This is a genomic window from Caballeronia sp. M1242 (assembly GCF_017220215.1).
GTDB lineage: Bacteria > Pseudomonadota > Gammaproteobacteria > Burkholderiales > Burkholderiaceae > Caballeronia.
The window spans coordinates 60,715-85,104 of sequence record NZ_CP071130.1; the positions used below are offsets into that span (position 1 = coordinate 60,715).

At 64.4% G+C, this 24,390-nt stretch carries 19 protein-coding genes; 11 read left to right on the forward strand and 8 right to left on the reverse strand.

The genetic code is table 11. From position 1 onward, the window contains the following. Window positions 1–107: 107 nt before the first annotated feature. The gene (locus tag JYK05_RS13955) at window positions 108–3,770 is read left to right on the forward strand and encodes a DUF748 domain-containing protein (RefSeq protein WP_206469059.1); all 3,663 of its coding nucleotides are present in this window, start codon (window positions 108–110) and stop codon (window positions 3,768–3,770) included. Between the two features lie 92 nt (window positions 3,771–3,862). Beyond that, the gene (locus tag JYK05_RS13960; RefSeq protein ID WP_206469061.1) at window positions 3,863–4,300 is read left to right on the forward strand and encodes a DUF29 domain-containing protein; all 438 of its coding nucleotides are present in this window, start codon (window positions 3,863–3,865) and stop codon (window positions 4,298–4,300) included. A gap of 19 nt (window positions 4,301–4,319) precedes the next feature. Here JYK05_RS13960 and JYK05_RS13965 read toward each other — a convergent pair whose 3' ends face one another. The 3 genes from JYK05_RS13965 to JYK05_RS13975 form a co-directional block, all read right to left on the reverse strand. Further along, entirely contained in the window at window positions 4,320–5,888 is a 1,569-nt protein-coding gene (locus JYK05_RS13965; protein ID WP_206469063.1) for a DHA2 family efflux MFS transporter permease subunit, read from the reverse strand. A gap of 104 nt (window positions 5,889–5,992) precedes the next feature. Continuing rightward, window positions 5,993–6,775, reverse strand: coding sequence for an ABC transporter substrate-binding protein (locus JYK05_RS13970; protein WP_175940864.1), 783 nt, complete (start codon window positions 6,773–6,775; stop codon window positions 5,993–5,995). Between the two features lie 24 nt (window positions 6,776–6,799). Beyond that, window positions 6,800–7,954: a methionine aminotransferase gene (locus tag JYK05_RS13975; RefSeq protein WP_206469065.1), complete on the reverse strand. Its 1,155-nt coding sequence runs from the start codon at window positions 7,952–7,954 to the stop codon at window positions 6,800–6,802. A 114-nt stretch (window positions 7,955–8,068) separates the two neighbouring features. Between JYK05_RS13975 and JYK05_RS13980 the strand changes: the two genes are divergently transcribed. Next, a complete protein-coding gene (locus JYK05_RS13980; RefSeq protein WP_206469550.1) occupies window positions 8,069–8,986 on the forward strand; it encodes a LysR substrate-binding domain-containing protein in 918 nt (305 codons plus the stop codon). A 3-nt stretch (window positions 8,987–8,989) separates the two neighbouring features. On the opposite strand, the gene JYK05_RS13985 is transcribed toward JYK05_RS13980, so the two are convergent. Continuing rightward, the gene (locus JYK05_RS13985; protein WP_206469067.1) at window positions 8,990–10,150 is read right to left on the reverse strand and encodes a branched-chain amino acid ABC transporter substrate-binding protein; all 1,161 of its coding nucleotides are present in this window, start codon (window positions 10,148–10,150) and stop codon (window positions 8,990–8,992) included. A gap of 361 nt (window positions 10,151–10,511) precedes the next feature. Here JYK05_RS13985 and JYK05_RS13990 point away from each other — a divergent pair, with 361 nt between their 5' ends. Continuing rightward, window positions 10,512–10,940, forward strand: coding sequence for a MarR family winged helix-turn-helix transcriptional regulator (locus JYK05_RS13990; protein ID WP_175940867.1), 429 nt, complete (start codon window positions 10,512–10,514; stop codon window positions 10,938–10,940). Window positions 10,941–11,017: 77 nt separating this feature from the next. Beyond that, entirely contained in the window at window positions 11,018–11,725 is a 708-nt protein-coding gene (locus tag JYK05_RS13995) for an SDR family oxidoreductase (RefSeq protein ID WP_206469068.1), read from the forward strand. On the opposite strand, the gene JYK05_RS14000 is transcribed toward JYK05_RS13995, so the two are convergent. Next, entirely contained in the window at window positions 11,722–12,141 is a 420-nt protein-coding gene (locus JYK05_RS14000) for a YciI family protein (protein WP_175940869.1), read from the reverse strand. The genes JYK05_RS13995 and JYK05_RS14000 overlap by 4 nt on opposite strands. Before the next feature lie 197 nt (window positions 12,142–12,338). On the opposite strand from JYK05_RS14000, the gene JYK05_RS14005 reads away from it, so the two are divergent. Genes JYK05_RS14005 through JYK05_RS14030 form a run of 6 tightly spaced genes read left to right on the forward strand, consistent with a single transcriptional unit; the run spans window position 12,339 to window position 19,086 of the window. Next, the gene (locus JYK05_RS14005; protein WP_175940870.1) at window positions 12,339–13,358 is read left to right on the forward strand and encodes a LacI family DNA-binding transcriptional regulator; all 1,020 of its coding nucleotides are present in this window, start codon (window positions 12,339–12,341) and stop codon (window positions 13,356–13,358) included. Between the two features lie 2 nt (window positions 13,359–13,360). Continuing rightward, on the forward strand, window positions 13,361–14,848 hold the full coding sequence (locus tag JYK05_RS14010; RefSeq protein ID WP_206469070.1) for a sugar ABC transporter ATP-binding protein: 1,488 nt from the start codon (window positions 13,361–13,363) through the stop codon (window positions 14,846–14,848). Beyond that, on the forward strand, window positions 14,829–15,845 hold the full coding sequence (locus JYK05_RS14015; protein ID WP_206469072.1) for an ABC transporter permease: 1,017 nt from the start codon (window positions 14,829–14,831) through the stop codon (window positions 15,843–15,845). The genes JYK05_RS14010 and JYK05_RS14015 overlap by 20 nt, the downstream gene beginning before the upstream one ends. Window positions 15,846–15,876: 31 nt before the next feature. After that, entirely contained in the window at window positions 15,877–16,839 is a 963-nt protein-coding gene (locus JYK05_RS14020; RefSeq protein WP_175940873.1) for a substrate-binding domain-containing protein, read from the forward strand. A gap of 55 nt (window positions 16,840–16,894) precedes the next feature. After that, on the forward strand, window positions 16,895–17,968 hold the full coding sequence (locus JYK05_RS14025; protein WP_175940874.1) for a sugar phosphate isomerase/epimerase: 1,074 nt from the start codon (window positions 16,895–16,897) through the stop codon (window positions 17,966–17,968). Then, window positions 17,965–19,086, forward strand: a complete 1,122-nt coding sequence (locus JYK05_RS14030) for a Gfo/Idh/MocA family protein (protein WP_175940875.1) — start codon at window positions 17,965–17,967, stop codon at window positions 19,084–19,086. Before JYK05_RS14025 ends, JYK05_RS14030 begins: the two co-directional genes overlap by 4 nt. Before the next feature lie 26 nt (window positions 19,087–19,112). Here the strand turns inward: JYK05_RS14030 and JYK05_RS26705 are convergent, their stop codons facing one another. The 3 genes from JYK05_RS26705 to JYK05_RS14045 all read right to left on the reverse strand — a co-directional run bounded on the left by JYK05_RS26705 (window position 19,113) and on the right by JYK05_RS14045 (window position 24,288). Continuing rightward, window positions 19,113–19,292, reverse strand: a complete 180-nt coding sequence (locus JYK05_RS26705; RefSeq protein WP_371826458.1) for a hypothetical protein — start codon at window positions 19,290–19,292, stop codon at window positions 19,113–19,115. 319 nt (window positions 19,293–19,611) lie between these two features. Then, a complete protein-coding gene (locus JYK05_RS14040; protein WP_175940876.1) occupies window positions 19,612–19,890 on the reverse strand; it encodes a hypothetical protein in 279 nt (92 codons plus the stop codon). 294 nt (window positions 19,891–20,184) lie between these two features. After that, on the reverse strand, window positions 20,185–24,288 hold the full coding sequence (locus tag JYK05_RS14045; RefSeq protein ID WP_206469077.1) for a glycohydrolase toxin TNT-related protein: 4,104 nt from the start codon (window positions 24,286–24,288) through the stop codon (window positions 20,185–20,187). Between the last annotated feature and the right edge of the window lie 102 nt (window positions 24,289–24,390).

The following is a 24,390-nucleotide window of genomic DNA, read 5'->3' on the forward strand; positions in this document are numbered from 1 at the left end:
AGTTTTGACAACGTTGGCGCGGCGCATCGTCGTATACTCGGGCATCCTCCTTCCGAGACGGCGAGATCGCGCCGCGCCGATGCGCGCATCGCGTCGCCGCGCATCGCATGTCAAGCACCACGAAGTCAACGTTCACCACGGCCGGGCAGACTTTGCGCGGCGTGGTCCACGCGCCCCGCACGCGGCGCATCGCCATCGGGTTTGTCGTCGCGCTGCTGGTAATCGGGCTGCTCGGGTTCTTCGTCGCGCCGCCGGTCATCCGGCACGTCGCCGAACAGCAGCTTTCGACGCAGCTCGACCGGCCGGTGAGCATCCGGCGCATCGCGCTCAATCCCTATACGCTCGATTTCGAAGCCGATGACGTGCATATCGGCGAATCCCGCGCGCAAGGCCCGAACGCGCCGGGCTTCGTGGATGTGTCGCGGCTCGTGGTGCGCACGTCGTGGACGTCGCTGTTCCGGCTCGCGCCGGTCATCGATGAACTGAAGATCGACTCGCCGCGCATCAACGTCGTCCGGTACGACGCCGAGCATTTCAATTTCTCCGATCTGATCGCGAAGTTCTCGAAGCCTTCGTCGCCGCCCTCGGACAAGCCCGCGCGGTTTTCGGTGTCGAACATCCGGATCGAGAACGGGCGCATCGTTTTCGACGACAGGCTCACGAAGACCAAGCACACCATCGACCGCTTCGCGCTCGGCATTCCGTTCATCGCGACGTTGCCGTCCGCCACGGACATCTTCGTGACGCCGCTTTTGCAGGCGCGCATCGACGGCTCGCCGCTCGTGCTGAAGGGCCGCACGAAGCCGTTCGCGCAGTCGCGGGAATCGGAAATTGCGCTGACGCTCGACGGGCTCGACGTGCCGCAATTGGCGTCGTATGCGCCCGCCTCGCTGCCGGTCGCGGTCAAGAGCGGCCGGCTTTCGACCGATCTCAACGTGCGTTTCGCGATTGCGGGCGACGTGCCGACCATCCGCATCGACGGCACTGCCGATCTCGCCGACGCCGCCGTGACCGACCGCGCGAACGCGCCGCTCATCGCCGCTCGCGCGCTGCACGTCAAGATCGCGGACATGCAGCCGCTGCGCAGCGTCTATCACTTCGAGGAGATCACGCTGTCCGGGCCGGATGCGCATATCACGCGCGACGCCTCGGGCGTGTACAACGTGACGAGGCTCGCGTCGCCTTCGAAGCCTGAAGCCACGAAGACCGCGGATAGCAAGTCACCGCCGCTCGACCTCGCGATCCGCCATCTCGCCATCGATGGCGGGCGCCTCGCGTATGCCGACGACCTGCTGAAGCAGCATGTCGAAGCCGCGCTGACGAACCTCGCCGTGACGCTCGACGGCTTCTCCACGCTCGGCGAGACGCCCGCGCGCTACACGCTCCAGACGGCGTCGGACAAGGGCGGCACGCTCGCGGCATCGGGCAACGTCACGCTCGCCGCCCACACGGCGGACGCGAAGCTCGCGCTCGACGCGTTGGCGTTGCCGCCGCTGCAGCCGTACATCGCGAACATGGTGGCAGCGCGGGTCGTCGCGGGCACGGTGAGCGCGAATCTGCCGGTGTCGGTCGACTGGTCGAAGCCCGACGCGGGCGCGCAGGTCGGCGCGGGCGATGTCACGGTCGCGGGTCTCACGCTCGTGCCGTCGAACGCGGCGGGCGCAGCGCCGATCAAGCTCGGCTCGGCGGTCGCGAAGATCAGCAAGGTCGATGTGGCCGCGCGCACCGCCGCGCTCGACAGCGTGCGGGCGAGCGGCCTCGCGCTCGAGGCGACGCGCCGCAAAGACGGCAGCATCGATCTGGCGGCGCTCGCGGGACCGCACGAGGCCGCGCCCGAGCAAACGGCGACGCGCAAGGTGCAGAAGGCGCAGCAGGCCGGTCCGGCGTGGCGCTATCAGATCGGTCAGATCGGGCTGGACGGCGCATCGGCGACGTTCACCGACGAAACGCCCGCGCGGCCGGTGAAGCTGAGCGTCGCGCCGCTGTCGGTGGAGCTCAGGCAGTTCAGCGACGACATGACGAAATCGCTTCCCATCGACGGCAAGCTCACGCTCAACGGCCGCGGCGCGCTCGCCGTGAACGGCAATGTGACGCTCAGTCCGCTCAAGGTCGCGCTGCATGTGAAGGGCGATCAGATGGATGTGTCCGCGTTCGAACCGTATTTCGGCGACAAGCTCAACGTCGAAGTGGCGAGCGCCGCGCTCAACGCGAACGGCGACGTCGCGATTTCGGGCAGCGGCAAGACGCTCGCGGCGTCGTACAAGGGCGACGCCTCGCTCACCGACGTGCGCATGATCGACAAGGCGACGTCCGACCGCTTCGCCGGCTGGAAGCTGCTGGGTCTCACGAATCTGAAGGCGAGCTACGGCGAGCGCGGCACGGACGTGGAGGCGGCGCGCGTCACGTTCGCCAATTTCTACGGGCGCGTGCTGCTGGACGCGCAGGGCAAGCTGAATTTGAAGAATGTCGTGGCGAGCGATCACGCAGCCGGGCAATCGGTGACGCAGCCGGCGGCGTCTGCGTCAGCCTCGGCGCCGGTTGCCGCGAGCGCGCCCGCCGACACGCCGAAATCCGGGCCGCCGGTGAACCTGCGCTTCGGCGAGCTCGTCCTGCAGAACGGCCGCGTCACGTACACCGACAACTTCATCAAGCCGAACTACACGGCGAATCTGGTGGCGATCAACGGGACCATCGGCGCGTTCGGCACGCATTCCACGACGCCCGCGCCCGTCGACGTCACCGCGAAGCTCGCGGCCAACGGACCGGTGTCGATCAAGGGGCAGGTGAATCCGCTGATCGCGAAGCCCGCGCTCGATCTGACCGCGAGCGCGCACGACGTGGAATTGACCAACCTCACGCCGTATTCGGCGAAGTACGCGGGCTACCCGATTACCAAGGGCAAGCTGAACGTGGATCTGCACTACATGCTCGCCGACGACAAGCTGACGGCGAACAACCACCTGTTCATCGACCAGTTGACCTTCGGCGATCACATCGACAATCCGAGCGCGACGAAGCTGCCGGTGCGGCTCGCGGTGTCGCTGCTGAAAAACTCGCGCGGTGAAATCGACGTGAACATTCCGATTTCCGGCTCGCTGTCGAACCCGGAGTTTTCGGTCGGCGGGCTCGTGTGGCAGGCCATTCTGAACCTCGTGCAGAAGGCCGTCACCGCGCCGTTCTCGCTGCTGGCGCATGCGTTCGGCGGCAGCGGCGAGGAGCTGAACTACGTTGAATTCGACGCCGGGTCGGCCACGCTCACGGATGCCGCGCAGAAGAAGCTCGAAACCATCGCGAAGGCGCTCGCGGACAAGCCGTCGATCCGGCTCGACGTGACCGGCCGCGTCGATCCGAAGGTGGACGAACCGGGCTTGCGCAGCGCGTGGCTCGACGCGCAGGTGAAGCGCGCGAAGGTGCGCGACATGTCGGGCAATGGCGAGAACGTCGACTGGGCGAGCGTGAAAGTGTCCGGCGACGAGTACGACAAGTACCTGACGAAGGTCTACAAGTCGGCCGATTTCAAGAAGCCGCGCAATATGATCGGTCTGACCAAGACTGTGCCGGATGCGGATATGAAGGCCGCGCTGCTGCAAAACGCGCCGGTCGACGAGGCGTCGTTGCGCGACCTCGCGCAGCGGCGGGCGCAGGCGGTGCAGGAATATTTCGACGGCAAGATCGAAAGCAGCCGGATTTTCGTGGTCGCGCCGAAGTTGACTGCCGACGGCATCGACGATAAAGGTGCGGGAAGCCGCGTCGATCTGGGCCTGAAATAGCGGCGTTAGCCGAACGGACGATCTCGAAGAATAGCGAGGGGCGAATTACGATGAGCCAAACCGGAGATTCGAAAGAAGACGGGAGTCAGCCGATGGGAACGCCTTACGAGCAGGACGTTGTCGCGTGGGCCAGGGAACAGGCCGCGCTGCTGCGTGCAGGAAAGCTCACGGCCATCGATATCGAGCATATCGCAGAGGAAATCGAGGACGTGGGGAAGAGCGAGCAACGCGAACTGGCGAGCCGGATGTCGGTGTTGCTGGCGCATTTGTTGAAGTGGACATATCAGCACGCAAGAGGCAGCAAGAGCTGGAGCCATACCATCCGCACGCAGCGCAAAGAAGTGGCATACGCGCTGAACGAAGCGCCGAGCCTGCGCGGAAAGTTCGACGACGCGGCCTGGATCGACGTGGTGTGGTCGCGCGCACGCAATCTCGCGGAATCGGAAACGGGTCTGGATATCGACGCGTTTCCCGAGACCTGCCCCTGGCCGATGGCGCAGGTCCTCGATCCGGAGTTTTACCCCGATTGAGCGGAGGCCCGCGCCCGCTCTAATGCGCCCCCGCCGCGGCCCCACCTCCGCCGCCCTTCGCCACCTTCGTGATCCAGATGAGCGGGATGATCAAAATAAAGATCACCGCCGAGATCAGGAAGATATCGTTCAGGCCCATCATCGCGGCCTGCGAATTTACGGTGAAGTTGAATATGCCGCGCGCCTGCGCTTCGCTGATATCGAGCGTCGATTGCGACGCGCCGAGCGCCTGCCAGAACGTCGGGTTGAAGGCGTTCGCCTGCTCGGTGAGCCGCTCGTGATGCAGCGCGATGCGGTCGTCCCACGCATTGCCGGCGAGCGACGTGCCCACCGCGCCGCAAAACACCCGCGCGAAATTCGATAAACCGGCCGCCGCCGGAATCTTCGAAGGCGGCAGCCCCGATAGCACGATGGCCGTCAGCGGCACGAAGAACATCGCCATCGGGATGCCCTGAAGCAGCGTCGGCAGCACGAGGTGGAACGTGTCGATCTCGATCACGTATTTCGAGCGCAGCCAGAACACGAACGCGAAGCCGATGAACGCCATCGTCGCGATCACGCGGGCGTCGCTGCGCGGCAGGATCTTGCCCATGATCGGCGCGAGTATCACGGCGAACACGCCGAGCGGCGCGGTGACGAGCCCGGCATCGACGGACCGGTAATTGAGGTACTGCTGCATCCACTGCGGCAACAGCACGAGGTTGCCGAAGAACACGCCGTACGCCACCGAAATCGCCACCGTCCCGCCGAAGAAATTGCGCCCGGTGAAGAGCCGCAAATCGACCACCGGATTCGCCTCCGTCAGTTCCCACACGACGAAGAACGCGAACGAAATGGCCGCGACGATCGCCAGCACGACGATCACCGGCGACGAGAACCAGTCGAGGTCGCGTCCCTTGTCGAGCATGATCTGCAGCGACGCCACCCACGCGACGAGCAGCGCGAGCCCGATCACGTCGATCGGCGCCTTGCGCGTCGGCGATTCACGCGTGCGGTAGATGAACCACGTCACGCCCGCCGCGAAGATGCCCACCGGTATGTTGATGTAGAAGATCCACGACCACGAATAGCTGTCGGTGATCCACCCGCCGAGCGCGGGGCCCGCAATCGGCCCGACGGTCGCGGTCATCGCCCAGAGCGAGAGCGCCATCGACGCTTTCTCTTTCGGATACGAGCCGAGCAGAATGGCCTGCGAAAGCGGAATCAGCGGCCCGGCCACCGCGCCTTGCAGCACGCGGGCAATCAGCAGCACCGGCAGATTCGGCGCGAGCCCGCAGAGCCAAGACGACAGCACGAACATGAGAATCGCGCCGACGAAAAGCCGGATCTGCCCGAGCCGTTGCGTGAGCCAGCCGGTCAGCGGAATGGAAACGGCATTCGACGCCGCGAACACGGTGATGACCCACGTGCCCTCGTTCACCGACACGCCGAGGTTGCCGGAGATCGTCGGAATCGCGACGTTGGCGATCGACGAATCCAGCACGTTCATGAAGGTCGCGAGCGCCACGGCGAAGGTGGCGAGCACGAGCTGGCCGCCCTTGAGCGGCGGCGGAGGCGGTGAGGCGTTGGTTTGCGGCGGCGTGCTCATGCATCTCCCGGCGAAGCGCCGCGACGTTCAAATCGCGGCCGGATGTCAACGAATCCGCCAGTGTGCCTGCGCTTCAAAAAAGCTGCACAGGCGCCGCCCGCAGCTTACTTCGCTGAAATGTCGATGTTGCCGAGATACTTCTTCGCGTACTTGTCGATGGTGCCGTCCGCCTTCACCTTCGCGATGGCCGCGTCGAGCTTGGTCTTCAGCGCATCGTCGCCCTTGCGGATGCCGTACGCGATGCCGCTGCCGAGAATCTTGTCGTCGCGCACCGGCGCGCCGGCGAACGAGAAGCCTTCGCCGTCGGGCTTCGAGAGGAAGCCACTTTGTCCGGCGGGCGCGAGCACGAGCGTCGCGTCGAGACGGCCGGACTTGAGGTCCGCATAGACCTGATTCTGGTCCTGATACGGCACGATCTTCACGCCTTCATTCTCCCAGTGCGCCTTGGCGAACGTTTCCTGAATGGAGCCTTGCAGCACGCCCACGCTCTTGCCTTTGAGCGCCGCCGCCGTCGGCTCGATCCCGCTGCCGGTCTTCGCGATGAGTTGCGTCGGCACGCGATACACGACCGTCGTGAAGTCGATCGCCTGGCGGCGCTGCTCGGTGGCGTTCATCGCGGAATTGATCGCGTCGAACTTGCGGCCCTGCAGCGCGGGAATCAGGCCGTCGAACGACGTTTCGACCCATTTGCACTGCATCTTCGCGGCGGCGCAGACGGCGTTGCCCACGTCGATATCGAGTCCTTGCAGTTCGCCCGTCGCCGATTTCGATTCGAACGGCGGGTATTGCGCTTCGACGCCGAAGCGCAGGGTGTCGGCGGCGAGCGCCGCGCCGCTCGCGAGCGAGCACGCGACGAAAAGCGCGGCGGCGAGGTGGTTGTTCTTCATCGTGGTCTCCGGGAAATCAAAGGGCTAGATCTGGCAAAGGCGGCGCGCGCCTTCGATGAGCGTATCGTCGTCCTTCGCGAACGACAGGCGAATCAGGCGATTGTCGGTGCCGTCCGTGTAGAACGCGGACAGCGGAATGGTCGCGACGCGCGCCTCGCGGATCAGCCGCAGCACGAAATCGCTGTCGGGCGCGTCCGAGATGGCGCTGTAACGGGCAAGCATGAAGAAACTGCCTGCGCTCGGCAACAGTTCGAAACGCGAGCCGGCGAGCGCGCGGGCGAGCACGTCGCGCTTGTGCTGATAGAACGGCCCGAGGTTCAGATAGCTGGATTCGTCCGCGAGCGCCTCGGCGAACGCCATTTGCATCGGCGTGTCGGCGGAGAAGGTCATGAACTGGTGAATCTTGCGGATTTCGGCGGTCAGGGCGGCGGGCGCGAGGCAATAGCCGACGCGCCAGCCCGTCACGTGATACGACTTGCCGAACGACGACACGATCACGCTGCGTTCGGCGAGCGCCGGATAACGCGCCATGCCATGATGCGGCGCGCCGTCGAACACGACGTGCTCGTACACTTCGTCCGACAGCACGATGATTTTCGTGTCGCGCGTGAGCGCCGTGAGCCGCTCGATGTCGGCGGGCGTGAACGCGCTGCCCGTCGGATTGTGCGGCGTGTTGACGAGAATCATGCGCGTCTTCGGCGTAATTGCGGCGGCGACTTCGTCCCAGTCGATGCGGAAATTTTCCGGCGACAGCTTGATCGCGATCGGCGTCGCGCCCTGAAGCTGCACGATCGGCGCGTAGCTGTCGAACGACGGCTCGAAGTAGATCACCTCGTCGCCGGGATGCACGAGCGCGCTGATGCTCGCATACAGCCCTTCGCTCGCGCTCGCGACCACGGTCACTTCCGTGCCCGGATCGTACTGCGCGCCGTAGACTTTCTGCGTCTTCAGCGCGATGGCCTCGCGCAGCGCCAGCACACCGGACATCGGCGAATACTGGTTATGTCCTGCCTGCATGGCTCGCGTGACGCCTTCGACGAGCCTCGTATCGCACGCGAAATTCGGCGCGCCTTGCGACAGGTTCAGCGCGTGATGCTCTTCGGCAAGCTGGCCGATGACCGTGAAAATGGTGGTGCCGACTTTCGGCAGCTTCGATTCGGGAATACAGGCGCTGTGCACGACGGCTCGCTCCAATGGACAGTGCGACGATTCAACCGCGGCAATAAACGGCCGACAATCGAAACTTTGTCATACTAGCCATGTGCGCCGCTCATGGCTCCTTTCGTTAACCCGATGAAACCGCTGCCCTCGCTCGACGTTCTCAAAACTTTTCTCGTGGTCGCCCAGAAGCTGAATTTCACGCGCGCCGCCGATGCGCTCAACGTGACGCAGGGCGCGGTCAGCCGGCAGATCGCGGGACTGGAGGCGCAGCTCGGCTACGCGCTTTTCGTGCGGCAGGCGCGCGGGCTCGCGCTCACGCATCACGGCGCGCTGCTGATCGCGCCGTTGCAGCAGGCGTTCGCGCAGATTGGCGACGCGCTCGCCAAGGGCGGCAGCGCCTCCGGGACCTTGCGCGTCAAGTGTCCGACCTGCGCGATGCGCTGGGTGCTCCCGCGCGTGATCCGGCTGCAGAACGAGCGGCCCGAGCAGGTCGTGGAAGTGACGGCGTCGGTGTCGCACGGCGTCGAGTTCAATGCGGAACAGTTCGACGCCGCTATCGTCTTCAGCCCGACGTCCGCGAAGCCGTCGGGCAAGGGCCTGACGGTGCATCATCTGTTCGATGAAGTGCTCACGCCGGTCTGCGCGCCCGAACTCTGGAAACCGCGCGGCAACGCGGAGCCGACGCCGGACGACCTCGCGGGCCAGACGCTGCTGCACCCGACGCGCGATCGCCGCGACTGGCTCTTGTGGCTCGGCGCGTACGGCTACGACGGCTTGCCGTCCGCGAAGGCGCAACACTTCGACACGCTCGACCTCGCCATCTCGTCGGCGATGCAGGGGCTGGGCGTCACCATCGGCGATGTCTCGCTGATCGAAGAAGACCTGCGCGCGAAACGCGTGATCGCGCCCTTCGCGTTGCGCGTGCCGAGCGGCGCGGCCTACTACCTCGTCTATCCGGAGCGGCCGGCGCCGTCGCCCGCGTTGCAGCAGTTCGCGCAGTGGCTGAACGGCGAAGCCGCGGCCACGCGCGACAACCTGCGTTTTCAATAGCGCCTACATGCCGTGCTTGGTGACGACGGTTTCCCATTGCCCGTTCTTCACCTGATACAGCGTCGATGACGCGTTCTTCAGCGCGCCGTTATCGTCGAAAGCAATCGGACCCGTGATGCCCTCGAACGAAATCTTCTTAAGCACGGGGCGATACACCTTCGGATCGGCGGAACTCGCCTTCTGCATCGCGTTGATCGCCGCCCACGCCGCGTCGTAGCCGAACGGCGCGTACGACAGAATCGCGACGCCGAAGCGCTTCTGGAACTTGTCGCTGAACGCCTTGCCTTGCGGCAGCTTGTCGAGCGGGCTGCCGTATTCCCACGCCTGCGCGCCTTCGGCGGCGTCGCCCGCGAGCTTCAGGAAATCGGCGTCCATCACGCCGCCGCCGCCTACGAACTGTGCGTTGACGCCGAGCTGCTTCATGCGCTTGACGACCGCCGCCGCTTGTCGGTCCAGTCCGCCGAAGAAAATCAGGTCCGCGTTCAGGGCCTTGATGCGCGTGAGTTGCGCGCTGAAATCGACGGTCTGGTTGTCGCTGAATTCGCGGCCGACGATATTGCCGCCTTTCGCCTTCACCGCTTTCTCGAACTCGTCGGCTTCGCCCTGACCGAAGGCCGTGCGGTCGTCGATGATCGCGATGCGCTTCGCTTTCGTCGTCGTGACCGCGTACGCGCCGGCATTGCCCGCGTTCTGGGCGTCGCTGGAAATCACCGTGAACACGTTCTCGAGGCCGCGCGTGGTGATCGTCGGATTCGTCGCGGCCGGATCGATCATCGGAATGCCGGCGTTGTTGTAGATGGGCGAAGCGGGCAGCGTCGTGCCGGAATTGAAATGACCGACGACCACCGACACGCCGTCATCGACGAGCTTCTGCGCCGCCTGCACGCCGACGCGCGGGTCCGCCTGATCGTCTTCCGCCTGAATCTCGAACTTCGCCGTCTTGCCGCCGATGCTGATCTTCTTGGCGTTCGCCTCGTCGAGCGCGAGCTGCACGCCGTTCTGGAGATCCTTCCCGTAGCCCGCGTTCGCGCCCGTGAGCGGCGCGGCGAAGCCGATCTTAACCGTGACGTCTTCGGCGGCGGCGGTCATGGGCGCGGCGGCGAATGCGGCGCTCGCGCACGCCACCAGCCATGCCAAGGGTTTGACGCTCGTACGGATACGCATGGTTTCCTCTCCTTTTGTGGTTTGGCAATCCAGGAACGCGGCTACTGCATGGAACATGACCAATTACCCGCCCGCAAGACGGAGTTGCCCTCGGCGCGGCGAAAGTCGCATCCGGACCCGCATGGCGGCGGACAAGCGCAATGTAGGAAGCCAAATTGGCGGCGTCTTGTCGATTCGTCGCGCGGCAACTGCGGATTTCGGCACAGGCGCGGCAGGGCGCTTTTCCAGACGCGGCGCGGCGTCACGCGTTTCGCCGAGCCCGGGCGCGCGACGATTCGTGCCGCGTCATGCGCTTGGCCTATCGCGCCGATGAAAACGCGCCATTTGACACGAGTGCATATACACATATAAGCTGCGAGTCATGTCAACGCACTCATCTCCTCTCGACTGCAACTGCTTCGCCATCCGGCAGGCCGCGCGATATGTATCGCAACTCTACGAGCGGCACATGGGCGAAGTCGGCCTGACTTCGGCGCAATTCACGCTGCTCGCGTCGATTGCGCGCAAGCCCGGCGTGCAGATGGTCGAGCTCGCGGACGCCATGGTCATGGACCGCACGACGCTCGTGCGCGCGCTCAAGCCGCTTCAGCGCGACGGCATGGTGCAGGCGGATCAGCAGTCGCCGAATTCGCGCGCGGTCGGTCTCACGTTGACGGCCGCAGGTAAGGCGCTGCTCGCGCAGGGCGTCGAGAAGTGGCGGACGGCGCAGGCCGAATTCGAGCAGAAATACGGCGAGAAGCGCGCGAAGTCGTTGCGTCAGATGCTGTTTGAGATCACCGCAATGGATTGAGTCCAGCAAACCGGGCACGCAGGGCCGCGTGCCTTTTTTATGTCGGCTAAAGTGCATATGCACTAACAGGAGCAGTCATGCAGATCAAGGGAAAGGTCGTACTCGTCACCGGCGCGAACCGCGGTCTCGGCAAGCAGTTCGCGAAGTCGCTGTTGCAGGCGGGCGCCGCCAAGGTTTATGCGGCGGCGCGCGATCCGGGCAGCGTGGATATCGAAGGCGTCGAAGCCATCCGCCTCGACGTCACGAAGCCTGCCGACATCGCCGAAGCCGCGGCCAAGTACACGGACGTGCAGATCGTCATCAACAACGCGGGGGCGTTGGCGCGCGGCGCGCTGGTCGATCCTGCATCGACGCAAGGTATGCGCGATCTTTTCGAAGTCAATGTGATCGGTCCGCTCGCCGTGACGCAGGCGTTCGCGCCCACGCTCAAGAAGAACGGCGGCGGCGCGGTCATCAACGTACTGTCCGTGCTGAGCTGGGTCGCGCTGCCGGATGCGGGCGCGTACAGCGCGTCGAAGTCGGCGGCGTGGGCCGTGACCAACGCGCTGCGCGGCGAGCTGCGCGGACAGGGTACGCTCGTGGTCGGCGTGCATCCGGGCTACATCGACACCGACATGGTCGCCGAAGTCGACGCGCCGAAAACATCGCCCGCGAGCGTGGTCGAGCAAGTGCTCGCGGCTGTCGAGCGAGACGAAGAAGAAGTGCTCGTCGATGACACCGGCCGCGGCGTCAAGCAGTCGCTGTCGACCGCGAAGCCGATTTACATCACCGGCATTCCCGGTTAAGCCGGCCTCTGCGCCTTCTGCATTTCTTCGAAGCCGGCGGCGGCTTCCTGCACGTCGGACGGGAAGTCGCCGAACTCCTGCACTTGGCGCACTTCGATGATCTCGTTCGCCGAAGCGGGACACCGCTTCGCCCATTCGATCGCCTCTTCGCGCGACTTCACCTGAATCATCCAGTAGCCGCCGAGCACTTCCTTGGCTTCCGCGAACGGCCCGTCGGTCACGCGCGGCTTGCCGCCTTCGAACGTGACGCGCGCGCCCATCGACGGCGGATGAAGTCCGTCGAGCGCCAGCAGCACGCCGGCCTTCTGCAACTCTTCGTTATACTTCATCATCGCGGCGACGGCTTCAGCGCTCGGCATCGCGCCGGGCTCCGCGCTTTCGTAGCCGCGCGGGATCATCAGCATCATGAATCGCATGGAGTGCTCCTGTTCGAGGTCGACAAACGCGCGGTTCCGCGCGTTCACACCTTACGACGCGCACGCCGCCACGCGATCGACACGAGCCGTCGAACTTTCGCTTAGGCGTTTATCCCTATCCGATTCGGGTTGCCTTCCGGACAAACACCGTCGAATAATGTAATCCATTACATTTCGTTCGCCGCCCGGCACGCAGCATGTCCGATCCCGTGCGTCCTCCCGAGGAAGTATCGATTGCCGACGTTGCCCGGCGTGCCGGCGTGTCCGTCGCCACGGTGTCGCGCGTGCTCAATAGCCACAGCAACGTGCGCGAGGCCACGCGCGAGAAGGTACGCGAGGCGGTCGCGGCGAGCGGCTATCGCGTGAACGAACTTGCGCGCAATCTGCGCACAGCCGAAAGCCGCCTGCTTCTCACCATGGTCCCCGACTTCGGCAACCCGTTCTATGCGGCCATCGTGCGCGGCATCGACACGGTCGCGCGGCAGAACGGCTACTTCATGCTTCTCTGCGACACGGGCGCCGATCCATTGCGCGAGCGCAGCTACTTCGACCTGCTGCGCGGGCGTCGCGCGGACGGCGCGATCTGTCTCGACCCTGCCGCCGTGCAGAAGGCGCTCGTCGAGCAGGCGTCGACGCTGCCGTGGGTCGCGTGTTGCGAATTCGATCCGGCCGCGCGCGTGCCTTACGTGGGCATCGACAACCATCTTGCCGCAGGCGATGTCGTGCGTTATCTGTTGGACAAGGGCCACGAGCGCATCGCGCTGATCAACTCGGGCGAAGGCTATCTGTATGGCCGACAGCGCCTCGCGGGGTATCGCGATGCGCTGCAGGCCGCGGGCATCGTCGCGAATCCGGCGTGGCAAGTCGAACTGGACAGCCTCGATTACGACGCCGGCGAGCGCGCCGCCCGGCAGCTCGCGTCGCTCGGGCGCGACCGGCCGACCGCGATTTTCGCGGTGTCGGACACGCTTGCCATCGGCGTGCTGAACGGCCTGCGCAGCGCGGGGCTGCGCGTGCCGGAAGATGTCGCGGTCGTCGGATTCGATGACATCGCGGTGGCCGCCCACGCCGTGCCGCCGCTCACGACCGTTGCGCAGCCGATGCGCGCGCTCGGCGAGACAGCGGCGGAACTCTTGCTCAAGCGCCTGCGCGATCCGCGCGCGGAGGTGCCGGGCGTGCTGCTGCCGCATCGCCTGATACAACGAAGGAGCGCCTGACGATGACCCTTGCCGTGCGCTTCGACGCAGTCGAGAAGAACTTCGGCCCGGTGCGCGTGCTCCACGGCGTGAGCTTCGATCTCGCGCCGGGGCGCATCTACGGCTTGCTCGGCGAAAACGGCGCGGGCAAGTCCACGCTGATGAAAATCCTCGCGGGCTACGAGCGCGCGAGCGCCGGCGACGTGCTGATCGACGGCACGCCCGCTGCCTTCGCGAGTTCGCGCGACGCCGAGCGCGCGGGCATCGTGCTAATCCACCAGGAACTGAATCTCGCGGATCATCTGAGCATCACGCAGAACATGTTTCTCGGCCACGAGCTGCGCAAAGGCTTCTTCCTCGACGAACCCGCGATGCGCGAGGACGCCCGCGCCGCGCTAGGCGAAGTCGGCCTGCACAAGAACCCGGACACGAAAGTGCGCGAGCTGATCGTCGCGGAGAAGCAGCTTGTCGAGATCGCGAAGGCCATGCTGCGCGACACGCGCCTGCTCATCATGGACGAGCCGACCGCCACGCTGACGCCCTCGGAAACGCAGCGCCTCTTCGCGCTGATGGCGCGCCTGAAGGAGGCGGGCACGACGATCGTTTATATCTCGCACAAACTCGACGAAGTGGAACGCGTGACCGACGAAGTGATCGTGATGCGCGACGGCCGCTTCGTCGCGCGCGCGCCGACCGCCGACCTCACGCGCCGCGAAATGGCGAACCTGATGGTAGGCCGCGAAGTCTCCGACATGTTTCCCGACAAGCCCCCGCTCGCTGCCGACGCGCCACTCGCGTTTCAGGTGGAAGGCGCGTCCGTGCCCGGATGGGCCGAAGGCGTGAGCTTTTCCGTGCGCCAGGGCGAAGTGTTCGGCTTCGCGGGGCTCGTCGGCGCGGGACGCACGGAACTGTTCGAGGCGCTGGTCGGTTTACGGCCGCTCGCGGCGGGGCGCATCGCCATCGAAGGCGAGACCGTGAAGCTCAAGAACCCGCGCGACGCGATGCGCCACGGCATCACGTACTTGAGCGAAGACCGCAAGGGACGCGGCCTGCATGTGGACATGGCGCTCAAGGACAACCTCACGATGATGACGCTGGAACGCTACGCGCGCCCGCTCATCGACTCGCGCGCCGAGCGCGACGCGCTGACGCTCGCGGTCAAGGACTTCGGCATTCGCACCGGCAATACGCGCAGCCGCGCCCGCATGCTCTCGGGCGGCAATCAGCAGAAGCTGGCGCTCGCGAAGTTCCTGCATCCCGATCCGCGCGTGGTCGTGCTCGACGAACCCACGCGCGGCGTCGACGTCGGCGCGAAACGCGACATCTATTTCCTGATCCACCGCCTCGCCGCCGAAGGCCGAGCGGTGATCGTCATTTCTTCCGAGCTGATCGAACTGATCGGGCTGTGCCATCGCGTCGCGGTGATGCGCGCGGGCGAACTGGTCGCGACGCTCGGCATGGACCTTCTGACCGAAGAGAGGTTGATCGCGCATGCGACCGGCACACACTGAAGACACCGCGCAAGAAAGCCGCCTCACCGCCGTCGCGCGGTTTCTGCTCGGCGTCGGGCCGCTGATCGGGCTCATCGCGCTGTGCATCGGCGGCACGCTGCTGAACGGCGACTTCGCCACCTTCGACAACGCGATGAACGTGCTCACGCGCACGTCGTTCATCGGCATCATCGCGGTGGGCATGACCTTCGTCATCATTTCGGGCGGCATCGACCTGTCCGTCGGATCGATGGCCGCGCTCATCGCGGGCAGCATGATCTTCATGATGAACGGCCTGCTTCAGGGCGTGCACGGGCATGCGCTGCCGCCGCTTCTGATCGTCGCGCTCGGCATCGTGCTCGCGCTCGTGCTAGGCGCGCTGTTCGGCTTCGCGCACGGACTGCTCGTGACCAAAGGGCGCATCGAGCCGTTCATCGTGACGCTCGGCACGCTCGGCGTCTTTCGCGCGCTGCTGACGTGGCTCGCGGACGGCGGCGCGCTCACGCTCGACAATTCGCTCGTCGATCTCTACGGCCCCGTGTATTACGCGAGCCTTTTCGGCGTGCCGGTGCCGATCTGGATCTTCGCGATCGTCGCGGCGGGCGGCGCGCTCGTGTTGAACCGCACGGTGTTCGGGCGGCACGTGCAGGCCATCGGCTCGAACGAACAGGTCGCGCGCTATGCGGCCATTCGCGTCGATAACGCAAAGATCGCGACCTACGTGCTGCTCGGACTGTGCGTGGCCGTGGCGACCGTGCTCTACGTGCCGCGCTTGGGGTCAGCTACGCCGACGACCGGCCTCTTGTGGGAACTCGAAGCGATCGCCGCCGTGGTGGTCGGCGGCACGGCGCTCAAGGGCGGCGAAGGGCGCGTGATCGGCACGGTCATCGGCGCGATCCTGCTTTCGGTCATCAACAACATCCTGAATCTCACGAGCATCATCAGCGTGTATCTGAACGCGGCGGTGCAGGGCGCCGTGATCATCTTCGTAGCCTTCTTGCAGCGTGGCCGTCGGTAACTTTCTACTTCGAATAACAGGAGACATCGTCATGAAAAAACTGCTTCGCGCGCTCGGCGCGCTGACGCTGGCGGCGAGCGCGTTCGCCGCCGCATCGTCCGCCTTCGCCGCCGACAAGGTGGTGCTCGGCGTCGCCATCCCGACCGCCACGCACGGCTTCACGGGCGGCATCGTCTGGTGGGCGAACGAGGCCAAGAAGGAACTGGAGAAGGCGCATCCTGATCTCAAGATCATCGTGAAGACGGCGTCCGGCGCGCCCGAGCAGGCCAATCAGTTGCAGGATCTGGTGACGGTCAACAAGATCAACGCGCTCGTGATCTTCCCGTTCGAATCCGCGTCGCTCACGCAACCGGTCGCGCAGGTGAAGAAGAAGGGCGTGTACGTGACCGTGGTCGATCGCGGCCTCACCGACACCAGCGCGCAAGACGCGTATGTTGCTGGCGACAACACCGCGTTCGGCAAGCTGCCCGCCGAATATCTGGCGAAGACGCTGAACGGCAAGGGCGATATCGTCGCGCTGCGCGGCATTCCGACGACGCTCGACAACGAGCGCTGGACCGCTTTCGAAGGCGTGATGAAACAGCATCCGGACATCAAGATTCTGGATGCCAAGTACGCGAACTGGAACCGCGACGACGCGTTCAAGGTGATGCAGGACTATCTGACGCGCTTCAAGCATATCGACGCCGTCTGGGCCGCCGACGACGACATGATGATCGGCGTGCTGAAGGCGATCGATCAGGCGCACCGCACGGATATCAAGGAAGTGTTCGGCGGCGCGGGATCGAAGGAAGCGGTCAAGCGCATCATGGACGGCGACCAGCGCGTGAAGGCGGACGTCTCGTACTCGCCGAAGTTCATCTATGACGCGATCAAGCTCACGGCCGAAGCGCGCCTGAAGGGCGACAAGCTGCCGCCGACGACCATCATTCCTTCGGTGCTCATCACGAAGGACAACGCAAAGCAGTTCTATTTCCCGAACTCGCCGTTCTGAGTGCACAGCCGGTCACGCTGAACGGCGCTGACCGGCGTTTCTAACGAGGCGAAAGATGAAGACCATCAAAGGCCCGGCGATTTTTCTCGCGCAATTCATGGGCGGGGAAGCGCCGTTCGACACGCTCGCCAGTCTTGCGTCGTGGGCGGCGGGACTCGGCTACAAGGGCATTCAGGTGCCCGCCGATCCGCGCCTGATCGACCTGGAGAAAGCCGCATCGACCGATGCCTATTGCGACGAGATCCGCCGCACGGTCGAGGATGCGGGCGTTGTCATCACCGAATTGTCGACGCATTTGCAGGGGCAGTTGGTCGCGGTGCATCCCGCTTACGACACGCTCTTCGACGGCTTCGCCGCGCCGCATGTGCGCGGCAATCCGCAGGCGCGCACCGAATGGGCGATATCGCAGTTGAAGCACGCGGCGGCGGCATCGAAGCGGCTGGGTTTGAGTGCGCACGTGACGTTCTCCGGCGCGCTCGCATGGCCGTACGTGTATCCGTGGCCGCAGCGCCCGGCGGGTCTCGTCGAAGCCGCGTTCGATGAATTGGCCACGCGCTGGCGTCCGATTCTCGATGAGTTCGACCGCGCGGGCATCGACGTGTGCTACGAGTTGCATCCCGGCGAAGACCTGCACGACGGCGTGACGTTCGAGCGTTTTCTCGCGGCCGTGAACGATCATCCTCGCGCGAACATCCTCTACGATCCTAGTCACTTCGTCCTGCAGCAACTGGACTATCTCGCGTTCATCGACATCTATCACGCGCGCATCAAGGCGTTTCATGTGAAGGACGCGGAGTTCCGGCCGAATGGGCGGCAAGGCGTGTACGGCGGCTACTCGGGATGGGTGGAGCGCGCGGGGCGTTTCCGGTCGCTCGGCGACGGCCAGATCGACTTCAAGGCGATCTTCTCGAAGATGGCCCAATACGACTTTCCCGGCTGGGCCGTGCTGGAATGGGAATGCGCGTTGAAGCATCCGGAAGACGGCGCGCGGGAAGGCGCGACGTTCATTCGCGATCACATTATCCGCGTGGCCGAGCATGCGTTCGACGACTTCGCGGGCAGCGGCGCGAGCCGTGAGCAAATGCGCGATGTGCTCGGCATTGGGAGCAAAGCAGGAGAAAAGCGATGAGGCGCGTGCGGCTCGGCATGGTCGGCGGCGGCGAGGGCGCGTTTATCGGCGCGGTGCATCGCATGGCGGCGCGGCTCGATGATCGCTATGAGTTGCTGGCGGGCGCGTTGTCGTCCGATCCGCAGCGCGCGGCGGCGAGCGCTGCGGCCATCGGCTTGCCGCGCAGCTACGACGATTATCGTGAGATGGCGCGCGTCGAAGCGAGCCGCGCCGATGGCATCGAAGCGGTCGCGATCGTCACGCCGAATCACTTGCATGCGCCGATTGCGACGGCGTTTCTGGAAGCCGGCATCCACGTGATCTGCGACAAGCCGCTCGCGGTATCGCTCGCTGAAGGCGAGGCGTTGGCGAAGCTCGCGCAGGAGAAGAATCGCGTGTTCGCGGTGACGTACACGTACACCGGCTATCCGCTCGTGCGCCATGCGCGCGCGCTGGTGCGGGATGGCGCGCTCGGCGATATCCGCGTCGTGCAGGTGGAGTATGCGCAGGACTGGCTGTCGATGCCCGTCGAGACGCAGGCGAACCGGCAGGCCGCGTGGCGCACCGATCCGGCGCTCGCGGGCCCGGCCGGTTGTCTCGGCGATATCGGCACGCATGCGTATCAGTTGGCGGAGTATGTGACGGGCATGCGGCCTTCGGCGTTGTCGGCGGAAGTGACGACGTTCGTGCCGGGACGACGCGTCGACGATCACGTGCAGGCGATGCTGCGTTATGCGAACGGCGCGCGCGGCATGCTGTGGGCGAGTCAGGTCGCGGCGGGCGAGGAGAACGCGCTGCGGCTGCGCGTGTATGGCACGAAGGCCGGTTTGATGTTCGATCAGCAAGCGCCTAACGAACTGTGGTTCACGCCGGTCGGGGGCGTGTCGCAGCGGATTACGCGCGGGCGTGTGGAAAGCGCGGAAGCGCAGCATGCGACGCGCGTGCCCGCCGGGCATCCGGAGGGGTATATCGAAGCGTTCGCGCAGGTTTATGCGGATGCCGCGGGGTGTATTGCGCGAGGGACCACGCAGGGCGACGAGTGGCTTACCACTGTGGAGGATGGGGTCGCGGGGTTGAGGTTTGTGGAGGCGGTGTTGAGGAGTAGTGCGGGGGAGGGGGAGTGGGTGAGGGTGGAGTAGAGGGGGCGTGTCCGATATCGACATCCTTAAGCTGCCCCCGCGGCAGCGAAGTGAGCGGGGTTTTCCTTTTCTCTTGCATACGTTTCAAAGCTGCCTCGGACACAAGGAGGCGGACAGGCTTGCATCCGGTTCGCTGAGGCGAGGCGCATGCTGCGGCCCGCCGCATCGACGATCTCGGCGACGTATCCGAGCGGGTCGTAGGCAATCGTCGTCGCGTGTCCGGTTGGGTCGACTACGCGTACGAGCTAGTCGACGCGCCAGTAGCCATCATCGTGCAGTCCATGCGAGGGACAAAACGACAGGCCGTTGTGATCCGTATGGCGCACCATCAAACGCTCGCCGCCATATCCAAATCAGTACGGCGCATGGAGCGCATCGTAGAGCGCGACCCAGCTACAAGTTAAGAGCCGCCTTCAAGGCTCTTGGTGTTGGCGCGCAGCGGGAGGGGATTAGCGTGCCCGCATCGAGCGCGAAGTCCCGCGTCGACCGTCGCGTCGTCCCGGCTCATCTGCGCGAAGCACTCGCTCACATGCGCCTGCCTTCGACCGACAGAAAGCCATCTCGATCGACTTCGGCCAACTCGGCGGCTTGCGCGTAGCGTTCAGCGGCGTGCGGGTAGTCGGCTTGCATCCAGTAGACAGAGACTTCGCCGAACAGGCCGTTGATGACGAGCTTGTTGCCTGCTTCGTGGTTCGCCTGAACGGCCTCCCGCCCGGCGTGCGTCGCCTCTTCGTAAGCGGATAAGGCGAGCTGCGGCGAATTCCACTCCCTCAGTTGATTCTTTGCGCGAACTCCCCCCAGCACGCCGAGCGCCGGTGAGGCAGTGAAGATAGGGATAGGGACTTTTCGCGTTCCCTTGGATTATCGTCCTAGCATGCGCTTCAGCCTTTCAAAGAACTCCCTACAAGCTTCCGCTTCGTCGGGATACGACCGCTCTTCGGTGCGCTGACCGCGCTCGCTATAAAAGATCCTCCAAGTGTTTCCATCATGAATCAAACAGAGCGATTGGTCTGATACTTCATCAAGTGAATAACTGTCCTTAGGAAAGTCAGTTGATTTCAATACTTTAACTAGTTCTTGTTTATCCACAATTACTCTTTACCTCCGCAAGTGACCAGAATCGATGAGCTCCTGTACTGACCGTGGCAGAAGATATTGAATTCCTCCGCCCAGCTCGCCAAACCATGCAGCAATCTTGCTCGCTTTTACTTCCTCTATAGGCTTGACTACCTTGTAGGCGTAATAGGGTTTGGTGACATCGGTTCCTGGCGGCAAGGCTCGCATCGGGTATGGCGTCCCTATCGGTGATGTGTAACTACCTCCCGGATAGCCATAACAATCGATAAGCGTTCCCGGCTTTAAGGTGATAGTGCTAACGGGCCCTGATGCGCCATCATTGGGCGGCCAATGCGGAACAATCTCATTAGTTAAGCCCGTAGGATCGATCCACCCGAACGTATTTGGCGCAAACTGATAAGGATTAACGCCGCCCTGCAGGCCGATCGGATCTTGCGAAATGAACCGTCCGGTGTTGGGATCAAAGTACCGATGCCTGTTGTAATGTAATCCAGATTCCTGATCGTAATACTGCCCCTGCAACCGAATCGGCTGATCGATCGTCTCGGTCGCGGCGTAATCGACGCCACCGGTGACACCATAATGCGCCTCCCATGCGATCTCGCCGTCACCTGAACGCAATTTCACCGGCGCGCCGTTCACATCGTTCTGGTAATAGAACGTACGAACGGCTATCGCGCCAGCCCCTTCATCTCTCGAGCTGAGCTGCATCACGAGCGGCTCAAAGCTATTCAGATGATACGCATAGAAGCGTCCCTGCTGTTGTACCGGCGTGTCGCGCACTTCGCCGGCCATCGCATCGCCGTCCCACAGGAAGCAGGTCTGCGCTTCGTCGGGCGTCGTGCTGTAAGGCCCACCCAACGCGACCTTACCGATCCGCCTGCCCAACGGATCATAGCGATAAGACCACTTCTCGTTGTGCGTATTCTCGAACTCCGCGAGCCGCCCGAACGCATCCCACTTGAAGCACTGCACGCCCGACCGGCGGTCATGCCGCTCGACGAGTTGCCCCGCTGCATCGAGCCACAAGCGCGCGCCGTCGTGGTGCTGAACGTGGCGTCGGTTCCCATCCGCGTATTGACTCGTAAAGCGGTCGCCTTGCTTGTCATACACGAAGTAGCGCAGCGTCTGCGCGGGATCGGTATGCGCCACAATCCGCCCCAACGGATCGTAGCGATAGCTGTCCACGCCCAGCCGTGAATCGTCGCGCTGCGTCAAGTTACCCAGTGCGTCGTAGCGATAGGCGACCTGATCGACAGCGCGCGCGGCCTGCATCGTCGTATGGCGCGCAAGCCGTCCGGCGCGGTCGTACTCGAGAACGTGATCGAGTTCCGCCGAGAAGCTCACGCGGCTCAGACGTCCTGCGATGTCGCGCGTGAAGCGAATCGGTTCCTGGTCGTCGATCTGGAGCGTCTGAGGATGGCCCAACGCGTCATAGCCATAGGTCAGCGTCTGTTCGAACGATGGTTTCGCGTCGGCCTGCATGCGCCGCCGTTGGGTCACCAATCGTCCGGCCTCATCATAGGCATAGTCGATCGCGCCGGCGAACGACGCCTGCTGCTGCGTTTCATGCGTGAGTCGGCCATCGGCATCGTAGGCGCGCATGACCGTCCCGTGCGCGTTGCTCGCCTCGGTCAACTGGCCCTTACGGTTGTAGGCGTAGCGTTCCTCCTCGGCCGGCCGTGCGCTTCGCTTGACGACCCGTCCCAGCGCATCGCATTGAATGGCGAGGGCCTGCCCCAGCGGATCGATGGTCCGCGTCAGATGACCGGCGGGGTCATAGCTGTACTGTCGCGCTTGTCCCCAATAGTCCACTTCTTCGATGAGCCGGCCATTGCCATCGCGCTTGAGTTGCCACTGCTGCCCCAGCGGATTGCTCACGCCGATCAGTTGCTCCTCGGTGTTGTAGTGGTAGCGCGTGACGCTGCCGTCCGGGGCCGTGCGCGTGCGCAGCTTTCCTTGTCCGAAGTAACTGAACGTCGCGTGTTGGCCCGCTTCGTCGATGTAGCGGATGAGATTGTCTTGCGCGTCATACTCACAGCGCACAAGGCGCGAGCCGGGCAGCTCGCACGCGCTCAAGCGGTTCTTCGCGTCCCAACGGTATGTCGTGACGTCTTCGCCTGGCGCTTCGCGGCGCAGGAGGTTGCCGCGTGTATCGTGCGAAAGACGCATGCTGCGGCCCGCCGCATCGACGATCTCGGCGACATATCCGAGCGGGTCGTAGGCAATCGTCGTAGCGTGTCCGACCGGATCGACTACGCGTACGAGTTGCCCCGCGGCGTCATAGTGGTAAGCCGTTTTGATGCCCGCGGGCGTCGTTTGGTCGACGAGGCGGCCGCGTGCATTCCAGGTCTGCTTCCAGACGCCGCCCTCGGGATCGGTGATCGCCACGGGCTTGAGCGTCTCGTCATACTCGGTGCAGATCTGGCTTCGATCCGGCAGCGTGTGCGTGAGCACGTTGCCGAACGCATCGTATTCCCACGTCGTGCGATTGGCCGCCGGGTCGACCATCGACGTCGTGCGCCCAAGGCCGTCGTATTGATAGCTGGACACACCGCCCATCGGATCGGTCAGCATGATGGGCAAACCGCGCGCGTCGGCTTGCAAAAGCGTCACGCCGCCGAGCGAATCGGTGATGTGCGTCTCCAGATGCGTCAGGTCGTACTCGAAGCGGTAGTCATACAGTCCGCCATCGCCCCACGCATGATCGACGCGCCAGAGGCCATCGTCGTGATGCTGATGCGAGTAGTAGAACGACAGTCCGTTGCGATCCGTATGGCGCACCATCAGATGGTCGCCGCCGTATTCGAAGCGATACGGCACGTCGAGCGCATCATGCACGGCGACGAGATCGCCCGCGCGGTCCTGCGCGTAGCGCACGAGTGCGTGGCGCTCGCCGTTTGCATCGAGGAGCGTGATCTCGCCGAGTTGGCCGCGCAGGCTTCCTTGCGCGCATTGCACGCTTCGGCCGGTAGGCAGGTCGCCCGCGTGCTCGATCAGGTACAAGAGCGGTTGCTGTGGCGCATCGCGTCCGGTCCGCCAGCGAAGGCGCCAAGCGTTGCCGTCCAGGTCGTTGAGTTGCTCGAGCCATAGCGAGAGCGGTCGGTCTGGCGCCGCCTTCAGCGCATCCTCGCGCCATCCATCGCGCACTGGAAAGCGATATTCGAGCCCTTCGCGTGTGCGAACGATGAAGCGTTCGCCGTCACGATATAGAGCATGGCCTCCGACGCCTTCGATGATTCGCGCGGACCATCCATCGTCGAGCGGCATCTGATCGAAGGCCACGAGTTTGTCGGGCAGGCTGAGGATGATGCCGATACCGCCATCATGTTCGAATAGATCGAGGCGGATGTCAGCAGGCGTGCGCCAGCCCTCGCCCGCAGCGCCAGGCGAAAGGTTGTGGCTCGCGTAATAGCGATTCCAGACGAGAGGCAAGCGTCCCGTGACCGTGAAGTCGTGTTGCTCGACGATCACTTCGCCGGTTGCGCCATCGACGGGTTCGCCGAAGGCGCGCCGGACGAGCCCTTTGATGAATCGGCCCCACAAACCATCGCCCAGCCGATCTTGAATCGCCTGAGATATGCGGCAAAACTTCGGATTCTGCTTCATCGCGTGGGCGTGTGCCGCTTGCATCGCCATGCCGGCGAGCGCCGCGATGCTCGGCACGGGCGGGCCGCCGACCAGAACCGGACGCGATGCGGGGATCGGCAGCATGAGGGAGGTGGGCAGCGAGGGAGATTCGCGTTTGCTGTGCTCTGCGTTGTGCGATAGCGGAAGCATTCCCGCGAACCAGCAACTCAGTGCGGGTAGTAATGCGTATGACATCGGGTCACCGTTAGCGCGCACGGTGAGGCTGCCAAGGAACGACTCGCTATTGCTGGAAGGCTTGGGCGCATCGTCAGCGGTGAACGTGCCGCCTATCGGAAAATGCAGACCCGGAACGTGCATCGTCTGCGTACCGGCAGTGGTTCGCATCAGGCCGTTGACATAGATCGGCCCGCCACCGCCGCCTGCGGCCATCATGACGCCCATCGACGCCAGACCGACCGCCGCCGCTCCGATACTGCGCATGCCCATCTTCGCTATGGAAGCCGCGCCCATCGCCATCATGCCGATGGAGACCATGCTGCCGACGCCTTCGGGCAAGCAACTCAGGTACTCCATTGGATCGAGCACCAATCAAACATGCGGGTGAGGCAGCGGCAGAATGGGGCCTGCGACTGTTTG

Excerpts from the sequence above, each read along its gene's own strand:
- JYK05_RS13955 (WP_206469059.1), top strand. The coding sequence starts at position 108 with ATGTCAAGCACCACGAAGTCAACGTTCACCACGGCCGGGCAGACTTTG.
- JYK05_RS13960 (WP_206469061.1), top strand. The coding sequence starts at position 3,863 with ATGGGAACGCCTTACGAGCAGGACGTTGTCGCGTGGGCCAGGGAACAG.
- JYK05_RS13965 (WP_206469063.1), bottom strand. The coding sequence starts at position 5,888 with ATGAGCACGCCGCCGCAAACCAACGCCTCACCGCCTCCGCCGCCGCTC.
- JYK05_RS13970 (WP_175940864.1), bottom strand. The coding sequence starts at position 6,775 with ATGAAGAACAACCACCTCGCCGCCGCGCTTTTCGTCGCGTGCTCGCTC.
- JYK05_RS13980 (WP_206469550.1), top strand. The coding sequence starts at position 8,069 with ATGAAACCGCTGCCCTCGCTCGACGTTCTCAAAACTTTTCTCGTGGTC.
- JYK05_RS13985 (WP_206469067.1), bottom strand. The coding sequence starts at position 10,150 with ATGCGTATCCGTACGAGCGTCAAACCCTTGGCATGGCTGGTGGCGTGC.
- JYK05_RS13990 (WP_175940867.1), top strand. The coding sequence starts at position 10,512 with ATGTCAACGCACTCATCTCCTCTCGACTGCAACTGCTTCGCCATCCGG.
- JYK05_RS13995 (WP_206469068.1), top strand. The coding sequence starts at position 11,018 with ATGCAGATCAAGGGAAAGGTCGTACTCGTCACCGGCGCGAACCGCGGT.
- JYK05_RS14000 (WP_175940869.1), bottom strand. The coding sequence starts at position 12,141 with ATGCGATTCATGATGCTGATGATCCCGCGCGGCTACGAAAGCGCGGAG.
- JYK05_RS14005 (WP_175940870.1), top strand. The coding sequence starts at position 12,339 with ATGTCCGATCCCGTGCGTCCTCCCGAGGAAGTATCGATTGCCGACGTT.
- JYK05_RS14010 (WP_206469070.1), top strand. The coding sequence starts at position 13,361 with ATGACCCTTGCCGTGCGCTTCGACGCAGTCGAGAAGAACTTCGGCCCG.
- JYK05_RS14015 (WP_206469072.1), top strand. The coding sequence starts at position 14,829 with ATGCGACCGGCACACACTGAAGACACCGCGCAAGAAAGCCGCCTCACC.
- JYK05_RS14020 (WP_175940873.1), top strand. The coding sequence starts at position 15,877 with ATGAAAAAACTGCTTCGCGCGCTCGGCGCGCTGACGCTGGCGGCGAGC.
- JYK05_RS14025 (WP_175940874.1), top strand. The coding sequence starts at position 16,895 with ATGAAGACCATCAAAGGCCCGGCGATTTTTCTCGCGCAATTCATGGGC.
- JYK05_RS14030 (WP_175940875.1), top strand. The coding sequence starts at position 17,965 with ATGAGGCGCGTGCGGCTCGGCATGGTCGGCGGCGGCGAGGGCGCGTTT.
- JYK05_RS14045 (WP_206469077.1), bottom strand. The coding sequence starts at position 24,288 with ATGGTCTCCATCGGCATGATGGCGATGGGCGCGGCTTCCATAGCGAAG.